This is a genomic window from Flagellimonas aequoris, from assembly GCF_003584165.1.
Lineage (GTDB): Bacteria > Bacteroidota > Bacteroidia > Flavobacteriales > Flavobacteriaceae > Flagellimonas > Flagellimonas aequoris.
Genome location: NZ_QXFJ01000023.1, coordinates 385,194 through 402,645, shown reverse-complemented (window position 1 = coordinate 402,645; position 17,452 = coordinate 385,194). Strand labels below are relative to the sequence as shown.

The following is a 17,452-nucleotide window of genomic DNA, read 5'->3' as shown; positions in this document are numbered from 1 at the left end:
GATACGGATTAGCTCGCTATAATTTTATGCAGAATCTGTTATGATCAAACCCAAGGGTACGCAAAAAGCGGCACCTTCCGGGGAAGATAACCGCTTCAGCAACCAAGTTGGTCAAATTTTATTTATCCGTCACAATCGTTTGCCACTTCAATGGCATCATTTCTGGCATCTACCAGATTATCCAGTGTGGTGGTGCCCCGTAAGGTTATCTCAACAAAATCACTTTCCACTTTGGTGATCACCCCATTGAAATGACTAAATATAAACTGGGATTTAATTTCTTCACCGGTCAAAGCAATACCATCTTCGGTATCTGTGCCCCTTACACGAAAGCGCTGTATAAAAGGCATCTGGACGTTGGAGTAGGTTTGGTAGGCATCATACACCAAAACAGCGGAACCAGGTTGTACTTCTATGCTTCGGGTAACAGAAAAAACATTGGATTTTGTGTTCTGTGCATCTTGATATTGGGTCTGGCTGGAGGCAAATCCAGTGGTGGTACTGTACTCTTTGGTCGCTTCTGCAGAAACATCGACCCCTTGGCCAAAAAAGGAAACGGAGGTACTCACCCCAACAGTGGCCGAAAAGGAAGAGGTACTTTCGGAGGTGAGTTCTATGGATTCTTCCCAGGCTACCGTAGTGGTGGTCTGAATGGTTTCCTCAAACACCACTTCTTGCTCCAAGGTGCCCGACGTGCAGTTGGAGAGTGTACTGTTGATGCCAAAAGAAGTGTTTACCGAAGGAAGGATAGGTTCCAAATACTTGGTGGCCAAACTTTCCACTTCCCATCTTATGGTGGAGGGGATCAATCGGAATTCCCCAACGATGGAACCATCAGGGGCGCCAGTGCTTGTATGCATCAAGGTGCTTACATTGCCTTCTGAATCTTTGTGCACATGTATGTAATCTCCCAAATAATTTTTGATGCGAATATTGCCTGATTCCTGTATTTCCATGGTAAATTCAAAATCTACGGGTAAAGAGGTTGCATCTTCCTTGTAATAGAGCCAGTAGTCTGTATCCATCCAGTGGCTGAAATAGAATTCGCCCCAAACCGCCTTAATGTAAAAAGTATCTTCTTTGCCTGAAACCGGTATCAACTTAAATTGCGTATACACGTTTTCCATGTTCATGGCATTTTCTTTTGGTCCAATGGAAAAAGGGGTGCCCGTATAGTGGTAATCTTCTATCTCACTTTGGTTGCCCGACTCCAAAATCCTGTTGGTAAATTGCCCGTCATAGACCAAATGAATGTAATACGGAAGCTCGGTGTTGATTACCAATTTGTTGTCCAGCAAGGGCAACGATTTAGCATCGATGACCACACGGGTGCCATTTTCCCGAAAGGATTCAGCAGTAAAAGATTGTTGCAATATTATAGTCCCATTGGATTCCTTTAAGGTGATGTGAAGGGGAACCCCATCACGAAGTTCGGACAGTGCAGTTTCGGACAAATCGGCAACAGGGATGGCCAAACGGGCCATATTAGTGAATTCATCAATGTCCAGGGAAGTGGAATAATTTCCTTCCTGTGCATCCACATCTATTTCAGCAACTGTGGGTATATATCCTTTTCGTACCACATTCCTTATGTCGATTAGTATACCAATACTGCCGTGTTCCTCTCCAAGGTCCTCGGGATCTATGCCTTCTGATTCCACCAAATGACCGTTTATGGGTTCAGAAATTTCAGGGGGAGTATCTTCGCCATCCTTGCTACAGGATAGGATAAAAATTAGGGACGCTACCCATCCAAGTTGTAACAGGATGCGTAGATACTTTTGTGAAAGCATTGTTTTCATGATGTTTATTTTACTTGGTTAACTGCAAGCAAAACTAGATCGGGCGCCCTCCGAAGCCTAAAAACTGCTATGGACAAAACCATGGACAACTTGAAAAGTATAGTAAAAACAGGTGTTCCGAGAGCCTGTTTTAAAAAGGAGCTGTGGGGATTAAATCTCTTCCAAAAGGGAGGCCAGATCCCCTTGTTCGGACTCGGCCAGTTTTTTCTTCAACCGGTATTTGGTCTTGATGACGCTCTCCGGACTTATGCCCAACATGCCCCCAATTTCTTTATTGTTCAGGTTGAGTTTTAACATAGCAATTAACCGGATTTCTGCTTGGGTGATCTGAGGATAGTCCTGCTTCAGCATAAAGAAAAAATTGGGGTACACCTCTTCAAAAATAGACTTGAAATTATCCCAATCCGCTTCGGTTAGAATAATCGAGTTTGTCAACTGCTTGATGTACTCTTGTTTTTGTGTTTGGTTGTCCTTGGATTGCTCCATCTGTGCCTCAAAGGTTTCGATCAACCGATTTTTTTCCTTGATGGAATTGGAGAAGTTGGTCAATTGCTGTTGACTGAGTTCCAATTGCTTTTGGGCGTTCATCAATTTGATCCGCGAAGCGTTCTGTTCCCGATTGTGCAGGTAGAAAATTCCGAACAAGAAAGTGATCTTTTCCAAAGCGTTTCCGGCAAAGGAATAGAAAAAGGTCTGCGCATAGGCATTGTGGTACTGGGTAATCCAGGTTAGGGTGGCTCCAAAAATGATGAATACGGACCCTAAAAACACAAAGTATTTGAGCTTTCCAGGTATTTTGATGAGCAACAATGTTCCCACCAAAATGGAAAACAGGTTCACTTTATTGGCCAATGGCAGCAGTTTATAGTAGGCCACCATGTCGGTTAGGTTGAGGTAGAACAGTATCAGGATCACAAGGCTTCCCAAAAATATATAGATTCTAAAGAGGCGACTGATCAGCTTGTTCACAGTAGAAAGGCTTAGGTAACTGTGGATGAACGCCAAGTACAGAATGGCTGTGATGGGTAGAAAGAGGCTATGGGAAAACGGCCATTGAAACGAGAATAAGGTGGGGATTTGATAATATCCGGTAAAGAAAAATAGGTGGCAACTGCTATAGAGGGCATAGAACAAATAGCTCCTTTTGTAGGCAGTTACCATAAGGTAAAAGTCCCCGAACAGGATAAGCAACAATACTCCGGCATAAATCCCGATGCTCCATAGGTCAAACAATGCACGGGAATCTGCACTTTGGCGGTCGCTCACGGCAATAAAGTCATAATCCTTAAAGGCCAACTCCTTTAAAATCCCCTTGGTCTTTACATAATAGGTTTTGGAGCTGTACGGCATAATATCGTCCGCAATTTTACCATCGGCATCCTCGCCACTATACAAATGGTCATTGTAAGTTTTGACTAACACCCCTTGGGGTTGGGCAAAAATCGGGACGTTGGTTTTGTCCAACGTAAAGAACTGGACATCCCAGTCATTGGCATAAAAGACCAAATCCTTCCTTTGATCGGTGTTGTTTTTAATGGTGAAACGCAACCAAAGAATCCCTGTGCTGGAATAGTCTTTAAATTGACTTCGGGGCTTAAAGTTGTTTTGGAAACTGGGATGTGCAATGGCCTCAAAGGTCAATTCACCTTCGGGATCTTGGTAAATAAAAACCTGTTCATCATCCAAGAATTTTTTTTGCCCAAGAGGTTCATTGTCCACTACAAAAGATTGTGAATGACCAAATTGAAGAATGGCCAAAAAAAGGGTGGACAGGAGTATGTTCCTCATGGGATTGGGTGATGCATTTACTAAGATAAGGAATCCCCTTAAATCATTTTTGGGGACTAAAATAGTGGATGGTTTAAGACAGCCACATTTTCAGCTCTTCAAAAAGTTCCTCGTTTGCCGAATAGATGCCATTGAACTCAGCGATGAGGTACAGAGGATTTTCATGGGCAAACGTGAACCGGATAGGTGCCCAAGTGGTGCCAGAACCCTGTGTCTGGAAAGTACTGAAGGTTTCATCATAACCGTGGTACAGTTGTTCAATTTCTTCTTTGGGTATGTTGAACTGCACCTCGGTATCGTGAAAGATATCAAAACCAACAAAGGAAATGCCACTGGCATCAAAAGTAACGGAGCCTTTAAACCGAAAGGGAGGCGGGGCCAACATGATATGGGATTGTATCCAGTCTAACCAAGTGCGGTGTTTGAAATCATTTTTAAAGATCAAAAAACTGTTCTTTACGATCATAGACCCGATTTTAGGATTGGCCTACCCTAAAATTAGAACAATTTAATGGCTTTTCTATGCGGTTTGCTTTTCTTTTCGGTACAACAGATAGGAATACACAATTGGGATAAGTGTAATGATGATGGTAATGCCCAGAAACACCTTGGCATTGACCTCTTTGTTCAAGAGCAAACTGCAAACAATCACCAAGAGTCCGCCTACGAACCAAACCTTACCACCCAGTTTGTGGGTCTCTTTCCAAATGGATTCACTTTCCAAGGTCCATGGGGTACGGATGCCAATAAAGTAATTGGCCTTGATGGTCTTAAAATAGTTCCCGAAAATAAGGTAGAGTAACCCAATGATCAAGAAAATAATGTTCGGATTGGTCAAGGTCTGGTTTTTGGCCGTGTAGATGATGAACAGGGCCAAGGCCGACATGAATGTGGTGAGGATCAATTTTAAAGTGTCGTACTTGTTGCCCATTTTTTGAATCTGTTTTTTTGGGTCGATGTAGGGTACGGCCAAGAAAATCAAATAGATGAGTAGTGGCAACAGGATGGGGATCATGATCAGTTCCGATTTGTCTCCATAACGGTCCACTTCGCCTTTTAGGTTGTAGTGCAATGGCACCTGTTCGGGCAGTTGGTTCCACACATACATCAAATAGAGAAACGGAAGTAAAACAATGCCGATTAGCGGGAGTTCCTTTTTTAGTTTCATGATTTATCTTTTAAGGTTAGTATCCAATTGAGCAGATCTTCCAAAATGGTGGTGTTGAGGGAGTATTCCACAAACTGTCCTTTTTTTTCACTGGTGACCAGGTCCGCTTGGCGCAGGATGTCCAAATGATGCGAAATACTGGGTTTTGAAATATTGAAGCGTTCCGCGATCTCCCCCGCGTTCATATCCTTTTCCTTGAGCAGCTCTATAATTTGCCTGCGGGTTTCATCATTAAGGGCCTTGAACAGCGAATTCATTTTGATTAGTTATTTAGATAAATGTCTAAATATTAATTGAGATTTGCAAATGAGTTGGGTAAAAGGTTTGGGTGAAGGGATTTTTTGGGTAAAAGGGTTAAGGATGAAGGGTGAAAAGGTCATGCTGTCCCGATAACCATTGGGTTTGTTTCAGCATCCCATCTTTTGGATATGGTGGTGGGACCCTGAAAGTGTTTTGTCAGCAATAAAACGGAAATTTATGGTTATAATTTTTTGGATTGAGAAAATGTGGAATTGTAAATATGAGGAGATAAATATAAATAGTAAGTTATCTATGGCATTTAAAGCATTATAAATTCCAGAATTCTTAACTTAAATCGAGAATTATAAATTGTCTATGCGAAATTATTATTAGATGGGTAATTCAAAAAAGAAAAAGAAATCAAGACAGCAATCGTCTATTGAAAAGTCTAGGATAAGACTGTTTTTTGAGGACTCAAAGGTTTATTTTGAAACTTTTGGAGCAGCATTTTTAAGTTTAATGGCGATAATCGTTGCTTACAATTCCAACAAGATAGCAGATACGCAAACTAAACTTCTATATCAATCTTTACAACCAAATTTTAGTGCCAATAGCTATAGAGAAAAAATCAACGATAGCGTCAATGAGTATTGGGGAACGGATGTAAATAAAATCATTGACATCTATAATTATGGTGGGGGTTATTATAATTTAAAAATAAGTTTTTTGACTCAGATGTTCATTATTGATATGGAAAAAGAGTTTGTTAAAACTAATAAATATATGGCTTTTGATTTCTTGGACTCAATTCCAATGCAAATCTATCGTCAAGAAATTATTGGACCGGAAATCAAGGAAGGTCAAATTGCTTCATTTAAATGTTCAAATTTGAGACTATTACATAAAGAGGCAAATGATTTAGTTGACAAATATTATGTGCCAAAGATGAACAAAGATTTCAATGAAAAAGTTCATTTTTTAACATACATAAAAATTGAATGCACTGATCTTAATAGGAATCCAATAAAAAACTATTATTTAATAGATATAAATGGAATATATTTAATTGACCCTACTAAGATTCCGCTCACTGAAAAGGAATTCTCTTTTTCTAACACTCTAAAGTTACCTAATTGGGAGTCTAAAAATTTATTTCTGAAGGAATTGGATTCAATTCTTAAAAAGCGATTCACTTCACAACATTTTTAATAAAAGGTTGATGGATTTGCTCATTTCAATATAGTTTAATCATACTATTCTATTTATTTGAATTTTCGTACAACGCCTTCCCAGCTTCCTCATATTTGTCGCCCGCGTTCCAGAACAGTTTTTCTTGGGTATTGGCAATCAATCGACCTGAGAGCACATACCCTTGGTAAAACTTCAACAGATATCCGTAATCCAAAGAGTCGGCCTCGTCACTGGCCTGGTGGTAGTATTTAAAGATTTCGTCGTTAAAACTGCTGAACCCGGTGGAATAGGTTGGGGCGGGAATCCCTTTTTTGGCAAAGCTCACATTGTCGCTACGGTCAAATAGTCCTTGTTCAGGTGCGGGATCGCCAATGGCCTTTAGGCCAAAAGTGGAGGCACCCTTTTCAATCAAGGATTGGGCAGAAGTGCGTTCCAAACCAATAATGGTGGCCAAAGAGGTATCGTTATAACCCCCGCCGTCGGTATTGAAACAATAGGAAACTTGGTCCAAGGGAATCATGGGATGGTCAGCATAGTATTCGCTGCCCAGCAAGCCTTTTTCCTCACCGGTGAACAAAATGAACAGGGCCGAACGCTTGGTAGGATACTTGCCCAAGTTCTCCGCCATAGAAAGCACCGCGGTAACCCCTATGGCATTATCACGTGCCCCGTTATAGATGGAATCCCCTTCGGCATTCGGTTGGCCAATGCCCACATGATCGTAATGGGCGGAGTAGATCACATATTCGTTTTTGAGTTGTGGATCGGAACCTTCCATGATGGCCACCACGTTTTGGGTATGCAAGGTGGTCTTGGTCTGCCCATCAGATTTTAGGTTGTAGGATAGCATTTTGCCTTTTTCAAAACCAGGATTGTTGGTCTTTGTATTCACCCAAACATGGGGTGTTTCAACATTTTCGGAAGCATCATTGGGATTCTTCACTTCGGTACGACTGCCCATGTAATGCTGGATACGGGTCCAAAGGCCCTCATCAAACTGGACCAATTCCACCAGTCCTTTGGCACCCATGGTTTTGGCCAATTCTACTTTCTCCCTACTACTTCGGAACATTTGGCCGGGATCTTGTCCTGGTGCATTGCCCCCGAGGACCACCACCATTTTATCCTTCACATCTTTCCCCTTAAAATCCGCTTCGGTGCCATAGCCCAAAAATATGGCTTCGCCAGATTGTTCCATGGCGGGCATAGTAAAGGAAGCCAGCAATGGATAGGCAACACCATTCAGGGTCAGTTCCAGAAATTTTGGGGCACCCGTCTGTACCAAATCAAATTTTTGGTAGTAGGAATCGGTTCCAGGAACAGGTAGGGCCCCATTTCTTCGCAATTCGCTGGACAAGTAACTTGCGGCTATCTTATTGCCACGAGTTCCTGCTTCGCGACCTTCCAACAGGTCGTCCGCCAAAAAATAGATGTGGCTTTTTATAGTGTTTACGTTGACTGTGGAAGCCGCTTTTTCTTCATCGGTCTGGGCCGAAAGGATTCCAACCAACAAAAAAGCAAAACAAAGGGTAAATAAATTTTTCATCAGTATTCGAGTTAGTTTGGTGTATGAGTATGCATGATGTTTTTAAAGATAAACCAAATTGGGTTATTTCCCAGAGGGAACCACACCTTGTTCGTTTAAGATACCCTCCATTTTTAAGTGGGTGATCACGGGTTTTTTGGCCATCCGCACCAGGGTCACATGATCAAAGGCCATGGAATCCTGAGGGTTTTGGCTTCCTCCCGTAGTACCTAGCATGGTGTAACTGTGCCCTTTTCGAATACGATTGGAGAACGAATGAAAATGTCCGTTGATCACGGTGTAATCCCGATTTGCCAACACATCTTCCAAAGGACCGAGCCCCTTTTCGTCTTCCCGCATCCACAAGGGTTTATGCATGAGTACAAACGTCCATTTTACATTCGGATATTTTTTCAAAACTTCGGTAAAATAACCCAACTGGGCACTGCTCATGCCGCCAATACTGCGTTCGGGCATGCTGTAGTATTCCGATTCCTCATATTTCCCCTCAATTTCCCCTGCGATGATCTTTAGTGCCTTGGCACGGGCCTCATAGATTTCCATCATCCGTTTTTCCTCATAATCTTCAGAATCCATCATCAGAAAAAGCACATCATCATACACAAAATGATAATAACGGGGACCGAAACGGTTTTCCCAGAACTCCCGCATTTTTGGGTTGGTGAGGTCGTGGTTTCCTCCCAAATGGAAAAAGGGCATGTTCAGTTTGGCCGTGCGTTCGTCAAAGGAGTCCCATTCTTTGGTCAATATGGAATCGACTTCGGTACCACCATCAATAAGATCCCCCACACTGAGCACAAAGGTGGGATCGAGTTGGTTCAATTGTTGAACGGCCGTGGCATATACGCCTTCGCGTTCCCCTCCATTCAAATCGGAAATAATGGCAAAGGTGAAGTCATCCTCTGTTGGCTCGAAGACTTCACTGGTCCAAGGTTTTGGCCCTTCGGAAATATCGTGTTCAAATATGGGGACTACAAGTTCGGGCTGTTGCTTGCAACCCGCCAAGCAAAGCAGGGCTACAATAAAAATGTGATGATTTTTCATGAAGATTATTTTTTTCGATAATCCAGCGCGGGTTCCCTATCGCCCAATAAGGCTTCGTATTTAAAATCGGCACCTCTACGCTCATTGAATTCGGCCTTGACCTGCTCCAAAAGTTTTGGATTTTTGATGAGGTCCATGGCAGTGAGCGCCATGGTTTTGGCGGCGACCATCATTCCCTTGTAACCGATATCGGTGCCACCGGCGGCAACGGCCTGCCAGCTGTGGGCAGGAGTTCCGGGCACCCATGTGGCGGCGGTAACGGCTCCTGTGGGGGTGTTCCAGCTTACATCACCGGTATCGGCAGAGGCCTTGCCATGGGTGAACTCCATAGGTTGTACTTGTCCTGCACTTTCAATCGGTCCTGGGGTTCCCAAGGTCTTTTGGATTTCCTTGGCAAAGGCAATATCCTCGGGGGTATAGTCTACTCCACCCACTAGGGTCATGTTGGCATGCAACAAGGTTTCCAGTGCTTCATTGGGCAATCTTTCATAAGTTCCCCCAATGATTTCATAGTTCATTTCAGTCTCTGTGCCGATGGCCGCACCTTGGGCAGCTTTCACCACTCGGTCCCAAACGGCTTTCACTTCAAGGCGGTTGGAGTGGCGAACCACATAATATACTTCAGCTTCTTTGGGAACAATATTTGGGGCATCGCCACCTTTGGTGATGATGTAATGGATTCGGGTGGGTTCTGTGGTATGCTCGCGAAGCATGTTCACCAAATCGTTCATGCCTTCTACCCCATCAAGGGCAGAGCGACCCAATTCGGGAGCCATGGCTGCATGAGAAGACTTTCCGGTAAACCTGAATTTTCCTGAAATGGTGGCGAGGTTGGTGCTGGGATTGGCTGTGTTCTTATCTCCTGCATGCCATGAAACAATGGCATCCACATCATTAAGAAGTCCGGCCCGGACCATATACACTTTTCCAGAGCCCCCTTCTTCGGCTGGGGTACCATAAAAACGAATGGTTCCCGATTTTCCGGATTCTTTTAAGTAATCCTTGGCGGCAATGGCAGCGGCCAAGGAGCCGGTACCGAACAAATGGTGGCCGCAAGCTTGTCCGGGAGCATCAACTACCCTTGCTTTTCGGAAAGGAACGGCTTCCTGTGACATTCCGGGCAGGGCATCAAATTCCCCCAGCACTCCGATGACAGGACTACCGGAACCATAGGTGGCCGTGAATGCGGTTGGAATTCCCGCAACACCAGATTCAATGGTAAAACCTTCTTTTTTAAGTTCTTCTTGCAAGAGCGCAGAACTTTTTTCCTCCAGATAACCCAATTCGGGATTTTCCCAAAGCGATTTGGCAATGGAAGTATAATGGTCTTTTTTGGCATCGAGGTCGGCAATCATTTTTTTCTTGTCCTTTTGTGCCATGGAAATGGAAGAGATCAGCACAAATGCGGAAGCGAGTAAAAGTTGGTTTTTCATTGTAAAAGAGTTAGTAGTTGGGTTTTGGTTATAAAGTTGGTTGGCGATGCAAAATCGCGGTTCTTCCAAAGATAATATTTAAAACCAGTGGATGGCAGGTCATTTCCGAAGGAAATGAAAGAGAAGTGTTATCTTACCAAGACCCTATTTTTCACAAAAATAAATGCGCTCTTCTGGATCTAGGCCCAGTTTAAATTGCTCCTCCTTGGAAAAACAGGTTACATAGTCATCAACGTGTACCTTGAATCCACGTTCTGCCAGTTTGTCCTTATAGTCTTTGGCATAATGCCGAACATGGTCGTGTTGGCCAAAAGCAATTTTTCGCTGCCATTTTTTGTTCAGGGAAAAGTCCTCATAGGTCTTGATACGATTGTAATCAATGGGAACCTGAAAATACCCATGACCACCCTTTTTCATGACCCGATACAATTCATCCATAGCCTTTTTATCGTCGGGGATGTGTTCTAGAACATGGTTGCAGATGATGAGGTCAAAGGTATCATTTTCAAAAGGAATAGCAGTGATGTCTACCTTTTCAACGGGTATTGGTTTAGGGTATTTGAATCTTTTTGGTGAGAGATCACAAGGATGGTACTCAATGTGTTCGGCTTCGGAAAAAATTTGATAAAGCGCTTTTTCCGGAGCAAAATGGAGTAAGGTTACGGTGTAGGTATCATTAAAAAGACCCAAATTAGCCAAATAAAGATACATCAATCGGTGCCGTTCCAACGAATGGCATTCCGGACACAGGGCATTCTTTCTTTTTTTAACACCGACACTGCCAAAAATGGGAAACGAGGAGCCACAGATTGGACAAAAGACCCTATCCTTGAAATCGTCATGAAAGTCTTTTTCTGAGTTCGATTTCTGGTATAACCTTTTGATGCCGTGTACCAAAAGGTTCCCTATGGTTCTTTCGTTCTTCATCCTTTAAAAAAACAAGGGAATATGAATTGCCTTGTTCAATTTTGGGATGAAAATACTAGGTTGGGTTGTTAGGGATTGGGCAAAATTGATGGATGCCCCGAACCAATTGATAGTTGCCGTTTATTTGGCTTTTGAAGCATTTTCCTGTACCCTGAACACCACGATTCTTTTGATGAGATCATAAGGCATGGGTTGGTCCAAAGGAAATTGCACAGAACCTTTACCTTGCTTGTACTTTGATAATTCTTCGGCAAATTTTTCATGTCCCGAAGGGGTGGCGTACAGTCCGATATGGTTTTTATATCCCGCAAAATAAACCAAAGGTTTACCATGGGTTTTGTAGCCCGGCATGCCATAGGCGGTTTGTTCCACAGCATCCGGGGCGACATCTTTTACAATGGCCCTGATCTTTTGCATGATTTCTTGTGCCTCTTCTGGAAACTTGGAAATGTATTCATCAACTTCATCCATACGTACTGATATTGAGGTGATTGTATAAATGTAGAAAATTTAACTCATCAAAATACATAGGACAAGCGTGCCCCACCATAAAAATTACGTCCATTGCCTGGGTAAAAATAACGGGGTTGTGCTCCACCAAAACCGACAGCGTTGATGAGAACAGATTGTGCATAGTTTTCATCAAAAATATTGTTGATGCCTGTGTGCAAACCCAATGTCATGTGGTTGGATAACTGCGTGCGATACCCCAGTTTGGTGTTGAATACATTATAGGAGCTGCTGCTCTCGGTATTCGCATCGGTAAGGGGAATGTTGTCCACAAATTGATGGGTAAGGTTCCATTGTAGTCCATTGGTATGTTGAAGGTCCAACCCCGTGCTCAGGCGATGTTTGGGAACGCCCGTCAATGGGTTACCAGAGTAGTCGTTGTCGCCATCCACAAAATCTACAAAATTGTGGTCGCTAAAAGTGTAGCTAACGTAAGGCGTTGCAGTCAATTTTTGAGACACGTTGGCTCGGTAACGCAGATCCATTTCCAACCCTTGGTGACGGGTTTGACCTGCATTACGGCCGATATATTGATCTTCCCCAACACGTTGGGCCACCAAAAGATTTTTGATGTCCATCCGGTAAAGGGTCACGTTGACGGAGAATCGATTTTGGCAAAGAAGCCACTGGCTGCCCAGTTCATAATTGGTGCCTGTTTCCTGCGCAATGTCGGGGTTGATGACCCCATCGGGCGTCAGGGTTTCTTCCAGACTTGGATTGGAGAACCCACGACTGATATTGGCATACAATTGTCCAAAATTGAACGAATATCTCAGGCCGAAATTGGGCATCAAAATAGCATCGAAATTCCGTTCTGCGGAAGTATTGGCATCCCCTTCATTGAACAGGTCGTTAAACGTATAATGGGTTTTGTTGAGGTTGAGTCCCAACTGTGCCGAAAAAGCTTCGGAAAATGGATATGTGAGGGACCCAAAAAGATTGAACTGTCTCCTAAACTCGGTGTTCTTACTCAAGCGATCACCTTGCAGACTGCCATTGCCATTGTTATCGGCATATAGATTTTCAAAAGTACCCCAGTGGTATTCATCCTTGTATAATTCACCTCCCACCACATATTGGGCCTTTGCCAGATGTCCTTGAAAAACACTTCGAAATCCAAATCCATTGGTAAATTCATCCAGTATGTCAAAGGGTCTAGGCTCATAGTGGTCCAAATAGGTATAAAATAAGCTGGTGGTATTTTTGAGCTTTTCTGAAAATCGGTAAGTATGCGACAGCCCTGTCAAAACATATTTATTGGCTTCATACCCTTGTGCTGCCAACCAATTGGATGCTGCTCTCGTGGGATCTTCCTCAAAATCTGTCAAGTTGATGGAACTGGCGATATGCGCGGTGTAATCAATATAATTCGTTAAAAAGGAAAGACTGCTTTTTGAACTGATTTTAAATTCGGTATTCAATAAAAAACCATCACGCTCGAACTGACTGTTCTGTCTATATCCATCTGTTTCCAAATGGTTATAGGCAAAGGTGAGGGCAAAGTTTTCTTCAGAATGTACAAAGGAAAGATTGTCCTTCAGCATGGCATACGAACCAAATGTTGAGGTATTGGTCAATCGGGTCTCGTCAATGGAAGAGGTCTTGGTCTGCAATAATATTGCTCCTCCTAAATTGGAACCATAGGCCGTTCCCTTTGGCCCTTTGATGACCTCTATGGATCCTAGATTTTCAAAATCGTAAGCCTCAATGGCTGAAAATCCCGTACCGTTGGTCACAGGAATCCCATTAAAATACAAACGCAGTTTGTCCGTGCCATACGGTGTCCTGGCCCCAACCCCGCGAATCGTGATACGGTTGGTGTTCAAAGCCCCGGAGAGCATATAAACCCCAGAAATTTGATTGATGGCAGATGGAAAATCTACGGGATTGAACCGTTCAAACGTTTGGGTGCCAATAGTGGAAGAAGCCGTAATGCCTGTTGCTTTTTTGGGCACGGCATCGTCCATTAAAATAACCTCATCCAATTGTGTAATGGAATCTTTTTGGACATCTTGGGCAAACAATGAACTGGTAGAAAAAAAAAGAAATAATACAAAATGGATTCTAGGGCTGGGTAAAAAACTGGGGAACAAGGGCAATTATTTTTTTAGGGTTATGGTTTTTCCTTTTTGGGCACTTTCTTTGGCTGCTTCCAGAATTTCAACGACCGTCATGTTGTTTTCCAGGGCCGTCAGATCACTAGGATTTAATTTTACCTTTCCCCTGATTACGGCAGCTAAAAGCGAGAAGGGATCATTATAAGGATTGGATCGTTCTTCCAACGTCATCTTTTCTTCATGAAACCCATCGTAGCCTTCTGCCATGCGAACCCGAAGCGTATTTCGGTTATCGGCAAAAATGGCCCCGGTAAGCCCATAAATTTCCATATCCTTTCTGCCGATGGGCCAGTTCCATGAAGGTTCCAAAATGGCCATGGAATCATCATAGGTAAGCAGAATGGTGGCATCATCGTCCACTTTTGGGTTGTTTTCGGATTGGAGTTGTTGGGTAACGGCAGTCACCGAAATAGGTTTTTGGCCTTTCTTTAACCAGGTCATTAAATTGGCGCCATAGCAACCAAAATCGGTAATGGCCCCACCACCATTGAGCACTGGATCTTGAAGCCAGTCCAAAAATTCTTTATTGACCCCGATTTTGACAGGTCCCCTATGCCCATCGCGTACGATCACTTTTCGAAGTTCACCTATTTTCCCATCATCAAGCAGTTGTTTGGCCTTGTGATTGGTCGGGTACCAAGTAGTCTCATAATTGGTCAGTAATTGAATATGGTACTTGTCCGCAAGGGCCTTCATTTTTTTAGCATGATCCACACTAACTGCCAAAGGCTTTTCCACCATCACGTGAATACCTTTGGGAGCACAGGTCTCCACCACCTTTAAATGATCGTAAATGGAACCAAAGGCGGTCACGGCTTCAGGGTGGGTGGCGGCAATCATTTCTTCCAAACTATCATAGACCAAATCCATGGAAAAGCCATGTTGATTGGCATAACGTTGGGCCAATTCACGATTGGGTTCGGCGATGCCCACAATTTTGATGTCACCCATATCTTCCCTCCCTAATATCCCATGTACGTGGGAATGGGAAAGACCGGCGACCCCAATTTTTAGGGGTTCGGTTTGTGAAAAAATAGTTGTAGCGGGCATCAGGGCAAAGGTCAGACAGACCAAAATGAAACGTACCATGGGTTGATTGATTTATGTGCTTTATAAAAATAGGAACTAATTATCAAGTTCTGCCAAGAAAGTGGAGGTATTCTGTATCAAGGCAAATTCATCCTTCAGGTTGGCCAGTTCGGTTTGATGGATCAATTCGGCGCTATATCTTTTTCCATCGAACCCAATTTTGTCGAATGCGGCCGTCGCATCGGAAATCAAGGTAACATGGAACCCCAAATTGGCGGCCATGCGCACCGAGGTGGATATGCAATGTTCTAGTGTAAGTCCAACAATCACCAAATCGGTAATATTTTGGGCGATCAAGGCAATCTCCAAATCGGTTCCTATAAAGGCACTGTTCACTTTTTTTTGAAAAACAGGCTCGCCCTCAATAGGTTCCACCAAAGGATGGATGCCATTTCCCTTTTTGCCGGGATAAAGGGGTGATGCAGGATTGGTGGAATTGTGCATCACATGAAAAACGGGAAACTTTTTATCTCGAAATGCCTTCAAGATTTTTGCGCAGTTTTCCTCAGCTTGTGGATTGTTCCGTTCAGTGCCGTAATAGGCGGTTTCCTGTAAACCGGATTGAATATCGATCAAGAGAAGGGCCTTCATGCCAAAAGGGATTTGTTCATAAAAGTAAACCAAAACCATGCATCATCTACAATTCTTTTGTCTGATGGGACTATTGGAAAATTCAATTTTCACGACCCGTTCACAATGGCTATTTTAGACGAAATTTAATAAATGAAGATTGTTTCCTACAACGTGAACGGCATCCGCGCTGCGCTCAACAAAGGATTTGTAGACTGGTTGAAGGCCGTGGATCCCGATGTGGTCTGCCTGCAAGAAACCAAGGCCATGAAAGAGCAGGTGGACACTTCCGTTTTGGAAGAAGCAGGGTATCCGTTCCATTATTGGTACAGTGCCCAAAAGAAGGGTTATAGCGGTGTTGCCTTACTTTGTAAAGAAGAGCCCGATCATGTGGAATATGGTACTGGCATCGATTATATGGATTTTGAGGGAAGAAACATCCGCGCCGATTATGGAGATCTTTCGGTCATGAGTATGTACCTGCCCTCTGGTACCAATCTGGACCGATTGGATCACAAATTGATGTACATGGCAGATTTTCATGATTATGCCAATGACCTTCGAAAGGAGAGGCCTAACTTGATCGTTTGTGGGGATTACAATATCTGTCACGAGGCTATTGACATCCATGATCCGATCCGAAACAAAAATGTCTCCGGGTTTTTGCCAGTGGAAAGGGAATGGATCGGTAATTTCATCAAAAGTGGTTTTATTGACAGTTTCCGGCATTTCAATAAAGAGCCAAACAACTACACTTGGTGGACCTACCGTGCCAATGCCCGTGCCAATAACAAGGGTTGGCGTTTGGATTATGGTATGGTGGCAGAGCCTTTAAAAGATAGATTGAAGCGTTCCGTCATCTTGTCCCAGGCAGTACACAGTGACCACTGCCCCATTTTGTTGGAGATTGAAAAATAATATTTGGGTAAAGTTCGATTTATTGGTTTGAGTACCTTTACCCGTCCTAAATAACGAAACATGAAATACACCAGAATTCCACATACCGATATCAGGATCAGTAAAATTTGTTTGGGGACGATGACCTGGGGACGACAAAACACCCAGGATGAAGCCTTTGAACAAATGGATTATGCCTTAGATCAAGGGGTGAATTTTTTCGATACTGCGGAATTATATCCCATTCCACCCAAAAAGGAATTGTATGCGGTAACGGAAGAATTCATTGGGAACTGGTTCAAAAAGACAGGGAACCGGGATAAAGTGGTCTTGGCTTCCAAGATTTCGGGACCTGGACATGGAGGTAAACATATCCGTAGCACCGGGTTCAGTAAAGAATCCATTATTGGTGCGGTAGAAGGAAGTTTAAAACGTCTGCAAACGGATTATATCGACCTATACCAATTGCACTGGCCCGAACGGAACACCAATTATTTTGGACAACGGGGATTCAATGCCCATGCCATTGAGGTTTGGGAAGATAACATCCACCAGATTTTGGAAACCCTTCGAGACCTGATCGCCGAAGGAAAAATCAGGCACGTGGGACTTTCCAACGAAACCCCTTGGGGAACCATGCGCTATTTGGAGGAAAGCAAGGTACACCAGTCCTTGCCCAGAATGCTCACCATACAAAACCCCTATAGTTTGTTGAACCGTTTGTTCGAGGTGGGACTTTCTGAAATTTCCACAAGGGAAAAAATAGGGTTGTTGGCCTACTCGCCCATGGCGTTTGGGGTGCTCAGCGGTAAATATTTATCGGAAATTCCACCCAGAAAGGCAAGGATTACCCTTTTCCCCAATTACAGCAGATACAGCAGTGATACGGCTACCCAGGCTACGGAACAATATGCCCAATTGGCGAAGGAACACGGATTAAGCATGGCGCAAATGGCCTTGGCCTTTGTGAACACCCGTCCTTTTTTAACGAGCAATATCATAGGGGCCACCACTATGGAACAGCTCAAGGAAAATATTGAAAGTATAGATGTGGACCTTTCGGATGAGGTGTTAGAGGGTATTGAAGCCATCCATAACGCCATTCCGAACCCTGCTCCATAACCTTATTC

General features: G+C 43.5%; 16 protein-coding genes. 3 read left to right on the top strand and 13 right to left on the bottom strand.

The genetic code is table 11. The features are described 5' to 3' along the window. Positions 1-122: 122 nt before the first annotated feature. From D2U88_RS10455 to D2U88_RS10435, 5 genes are all read right to left on the bottom strand, one after another. A complete protein-coding gene (locus D2U88_RS10455; protein ID WP_119640518.1) occupies positions 123-1,802 on the bottom strand; it encodes a hypothetical protein in 1,680 nt (559 codons plus the stop codon). Positions 1,803-1,952: 150 nt separating this feature from the next. Beyond that, a complete protein-coding gene (locus D2U88_RS10450) occupies positions 1,953-3,590 on the bottom strand; it encodes a 7TM-DISM domain-containing protein (RefSeq protein WP_119640517.1) in 1,638 nt (545 codons plus the stop codon). Between the two features lie 73 nt (positions 3,591-3,663). Then, positions 3,664-4,056 carry a hypothetical protein gene (locus D2U88_RS10445; protein ID WP_119640516.1) on the bottom strand — a complete coding sequence of 131 codons (393 nt, stop codon included), beginning with the start codon at positions 4,054-4,056 and terminating at the stop codon, positions 3,664-3,666. Positions 4,057-4,110: 54 nt separating this feature from the next. Continuing rightward, positions 4,111-4,758 carry an SdpI family protein gene (locus tag D2U88_RS10440; RefSeq protein WP_119640515.1) on the bottom strand — a complete coding sequence of 216 codons (648 nt, stop codon included), beginning with the start codon at positions 4,756-4,758 and terminating at the stop codon, positions 4,111-4,113. Next, positions 4,755-5,015, bottom strand: coding sequence for an autorepressor SdpR family transcription factor (locus tag D2U88_RS10435; RefSeq protein ID WP_119640514.1), 261 nt, complete (start codon positions 5,013-5,015; stop codon positions 4,755-4,757). The genes D2U88_RS10440 and D2U88_RS10435 overlap by 4 nt, the downstream gene beginning before the upstream one ends. Positions 5,016-5,391: 376 nt before the next feature. On the opposite strand from D2U88_RS10435, the gene D2U88_RS10430 reads away from it, so the two are divergent. Beyond that, positions 5,392-6,207, top strand: a complete 816-nt coding sequence (locus D2U88_RS10430; RefSeq protein ID WP_119640513.1) for a hypothetical protein — start codon at positions 5,392-5,394, stop codon at positions 6,205-6,207. Between the two features lie 49 nt (positions 6,208-6,256). On the opposite strand, the gene D2U88_RS10425 is transcribed toward D2U88_RS10430, so the two are convergent. The 8 genes from D2U88_RS10425 to D2U88_RS10390 all read right to left on the bottom strand — a co-directional run bounded on the left by D2U88_RS10425 (position 6,257) and on the right by D2U88_RS10390 (position 15,446). After that, positions 6,257-7,735, bottom strand: coding sequence for a M28 family peptidase (locus D2U88_RS10425; protein WP_119640512.1), 1,479 nt, complete (start codon positions 7,733-7,735; stop codon positions 6,257-6,259). A gap of 63 nt (positions 7,736-7,798) precedes the next feature. Beyond that, on the bottom strand, positions 7,799-8,779 hold the full coding sequence (locus D2U88_RS10420) for a metallophosphoesterase family protein (protein WP_119640511.1): 981 nt from the start codon (positions 8,777-8,779) through the stop codon (positions 7,799-7,801). 5 nt (positions 8,780-8,784) lie between these two features. Further along, positions 8,785-10,212 (bottom strand): amidohydrolase, encoded by a 1,428-nt coding sequence (locus tag D2U88_RS10415; RefSeq protein WP_119640510.1) that lies wholly within the window; start codon positions 10,210-10,212, stop codon positions 8,785-8,787. A gap of 144 nt (positions 10,213-10,356) precedes the next feature. Then, positions 10,357-11,139, bottom strand: a complete 783-nt coding sequence (locus D2U88_RS10410) for a class I SAM-dependent methyltransferase (protein WP_119640509.1) — start codon at positions 11,137-11,139, stop codon at positions 10,357-10,359. Positions 11,140-11,259: 120 nt separating this feature from the next. Beyond that, positions 11,260-11,610, bottom strand: a complete 351-nt coding sequence (locus D2U88_RS10405) for an iron chaperone (RefSeq protein ID WP_119640508.1) — start codon at positions 11,608-11,610, stop codon at positions 11,260-11,262. 47 nt (positions 11,611-11,657) lie between these two features. Next, positions 11,658-13,673 carry a TonB-dependent receptor family protein gene (locus D2U88_RS10400; protein ID WP_235855772.1) on the bottom strand — a complete coding sequence of 672 codons (2,016 nt, stop codon included), beginning with the start codon at positions 13,671-13,673 and terminating at the stop codon, positions 11,658-11,660. 75 nt (positions 13,674-13,748) lie between these two features. Further along, on the bottom strand, positions 13,749-14,855 hold the full coding sequence (locus tag D2U88_RS10395) for a Gfo/Idh/MocA family protein (protein WP_119640507.1): 1,107 nt from the start codon (positions 14,853-14,855) through the stop codon (positions 13,749-13,751). Positions 14,856-14,891: 36 nt separating this feature from the next. Continuing rightward, positions 14,892-15,446 (bottom strand): cysteine hydrolase family protein, encoded by a 555-nt coding sequence (locus D2U88_RS10390; protein ID WP_119640657.1) that lies wholly within the window; start codon positions 15,444-15,446, stop codon positions 14,892-14,894. Between the two features lie 132 nt (positions 15,447-15,578). Between D2U88_RS10390 and D2U88_RS10385 the strand changes: the two genes are divergently transcribed. Both D2U88_RS10385 and D2U88_RS10380 read left to right on the top strand, forming a co-directional pair. Next, positions 15,579-16,343: an exodeoxyribonuclease III gene (locus tag D2U88_RS10385; RefSeq protein WP_119640506.1), complete on the top strand. Its 765-nt coding sequence runs from the start codon at positions 15,579-15,581 to the stop codon at positions 16,341-16,343. Between the two features lie 60 nt (positions 16,344-16,403). After that, the gene (locus D2U88_RS10380) at positions 16,404-17,444 is read left to right on the top strand and encodes an NADP(H)-dependent aldo-keto reductase (protein ID WP_119640505.1); all 1,041 of its coding nucleotides are present in this window, start codon (positions 16,404-16,406) and stop codon (positions 17,442-17,444) included. The last annotated feature ends 8 nt before the right edge of the window (positions 17,445-17,452 follow it).

Coding starts and splice junctions, on each gene's coding strand:
- D2U88_RS10385 (WP_119640506.1), top strand. CDS start 15,579: ATGAAGATTGTTTCCTACAACGTGAACGGCATCCGCGCTGCGCTCAAC.
- D2U88_RS10405 (WP_119640508.1), bottom strand. CDS start 11,610: ATGGATGAAGTTGATGAATACATTTCCAAGTTTCCAGAAGAGGCACAA.
- D2U88_RS10435 (WP_119640514.1), bottom strand. CDS start 5,015: ATGAATTCGCTGTTCAAGGCCCTTAATGATGAAACCCGCAGGCAAATT.
- D2U88_RS10450 (WP_119640517.1), bottom strand. CDS start 3,590: ATGAGGAACATACTCCTGTCCACCCTTTTTTTGGCCATTCTTCAATTT.
- D2U88_RS10440 (WP_119640515.1), bottom strand. CDS start 4,758: ATGAAACTAAAAAAGGAACTCCCGCTAATCGGCATTGTTTTACTTCCG.
- D2U88_RS10380 (WP_119640505.1), top strand. CDS start 16,404: ATGAAATACACCAGAATTCCACATACCGATATCAGGATCAGTAAAATT.
- D2U88_RS10415 (WP_119640510.1), bottom strand. CDS start 10,212: ATGAAAAACCAACTTTTACTCGCTTCCGCATTTGTGCTGATCTCTTCC.
- D2U88_RS10390 (WP_119640657.1), bottom strand. CDS start 15,446: ATGAAGGCCCTTCTCTTGATCGATATTCAATCCGGTTTACAGGAAACC.
- D2U88_RS10430 (WP_119640513.1), top strand. CDS start 5,392: ATGGGTAATTCAAAAAAGAAAAAGAAATCAAGACAGCAATCGTCTATT.
- D2U88_RS10395 (WP_119640507.1), bottom strand. CDS start 14,855: ATGGTACGTTTCATTTTGGTCTGTCTGACCTTTGCCCTGATGCCCGCT.
- D2U88_RS10445 (WP_119640516.1), bottom strand. CDS start 4,056: ATGATCGTAAAGAACAGTTTTTTGATCTTTAAAAATGATTTCAAACAC.
- D2U88_RS10455 (WP_119640518.1), bottom strand. CDS start 1,802: ATGAAAACAATGCTTTCACAAAAGTATCTACGCATCCTGTTACAACTT.
- D2U88_RS10420 (WP_119640511.1), bottom strand. CDS start 8,779: ATGAAAAATCATCACATTTTTATTGTAGCCCTGCTTTGCTTGGCGGGT.
- D2U88_RS10425 (WP_119640512.1), bottom strand. CDS start 7,735: ATGAAAAATTTATTTACCCTTTGTTTTGCTTTTTTGTTGGTTGGAATC.
- D2U88_RS10410 (WP_119640509.1), bottom strand. CDS start 11,139: ATGAAGAACGAAAGAACCATAGGGAACCTTTTGGTACACGGCATCAAA.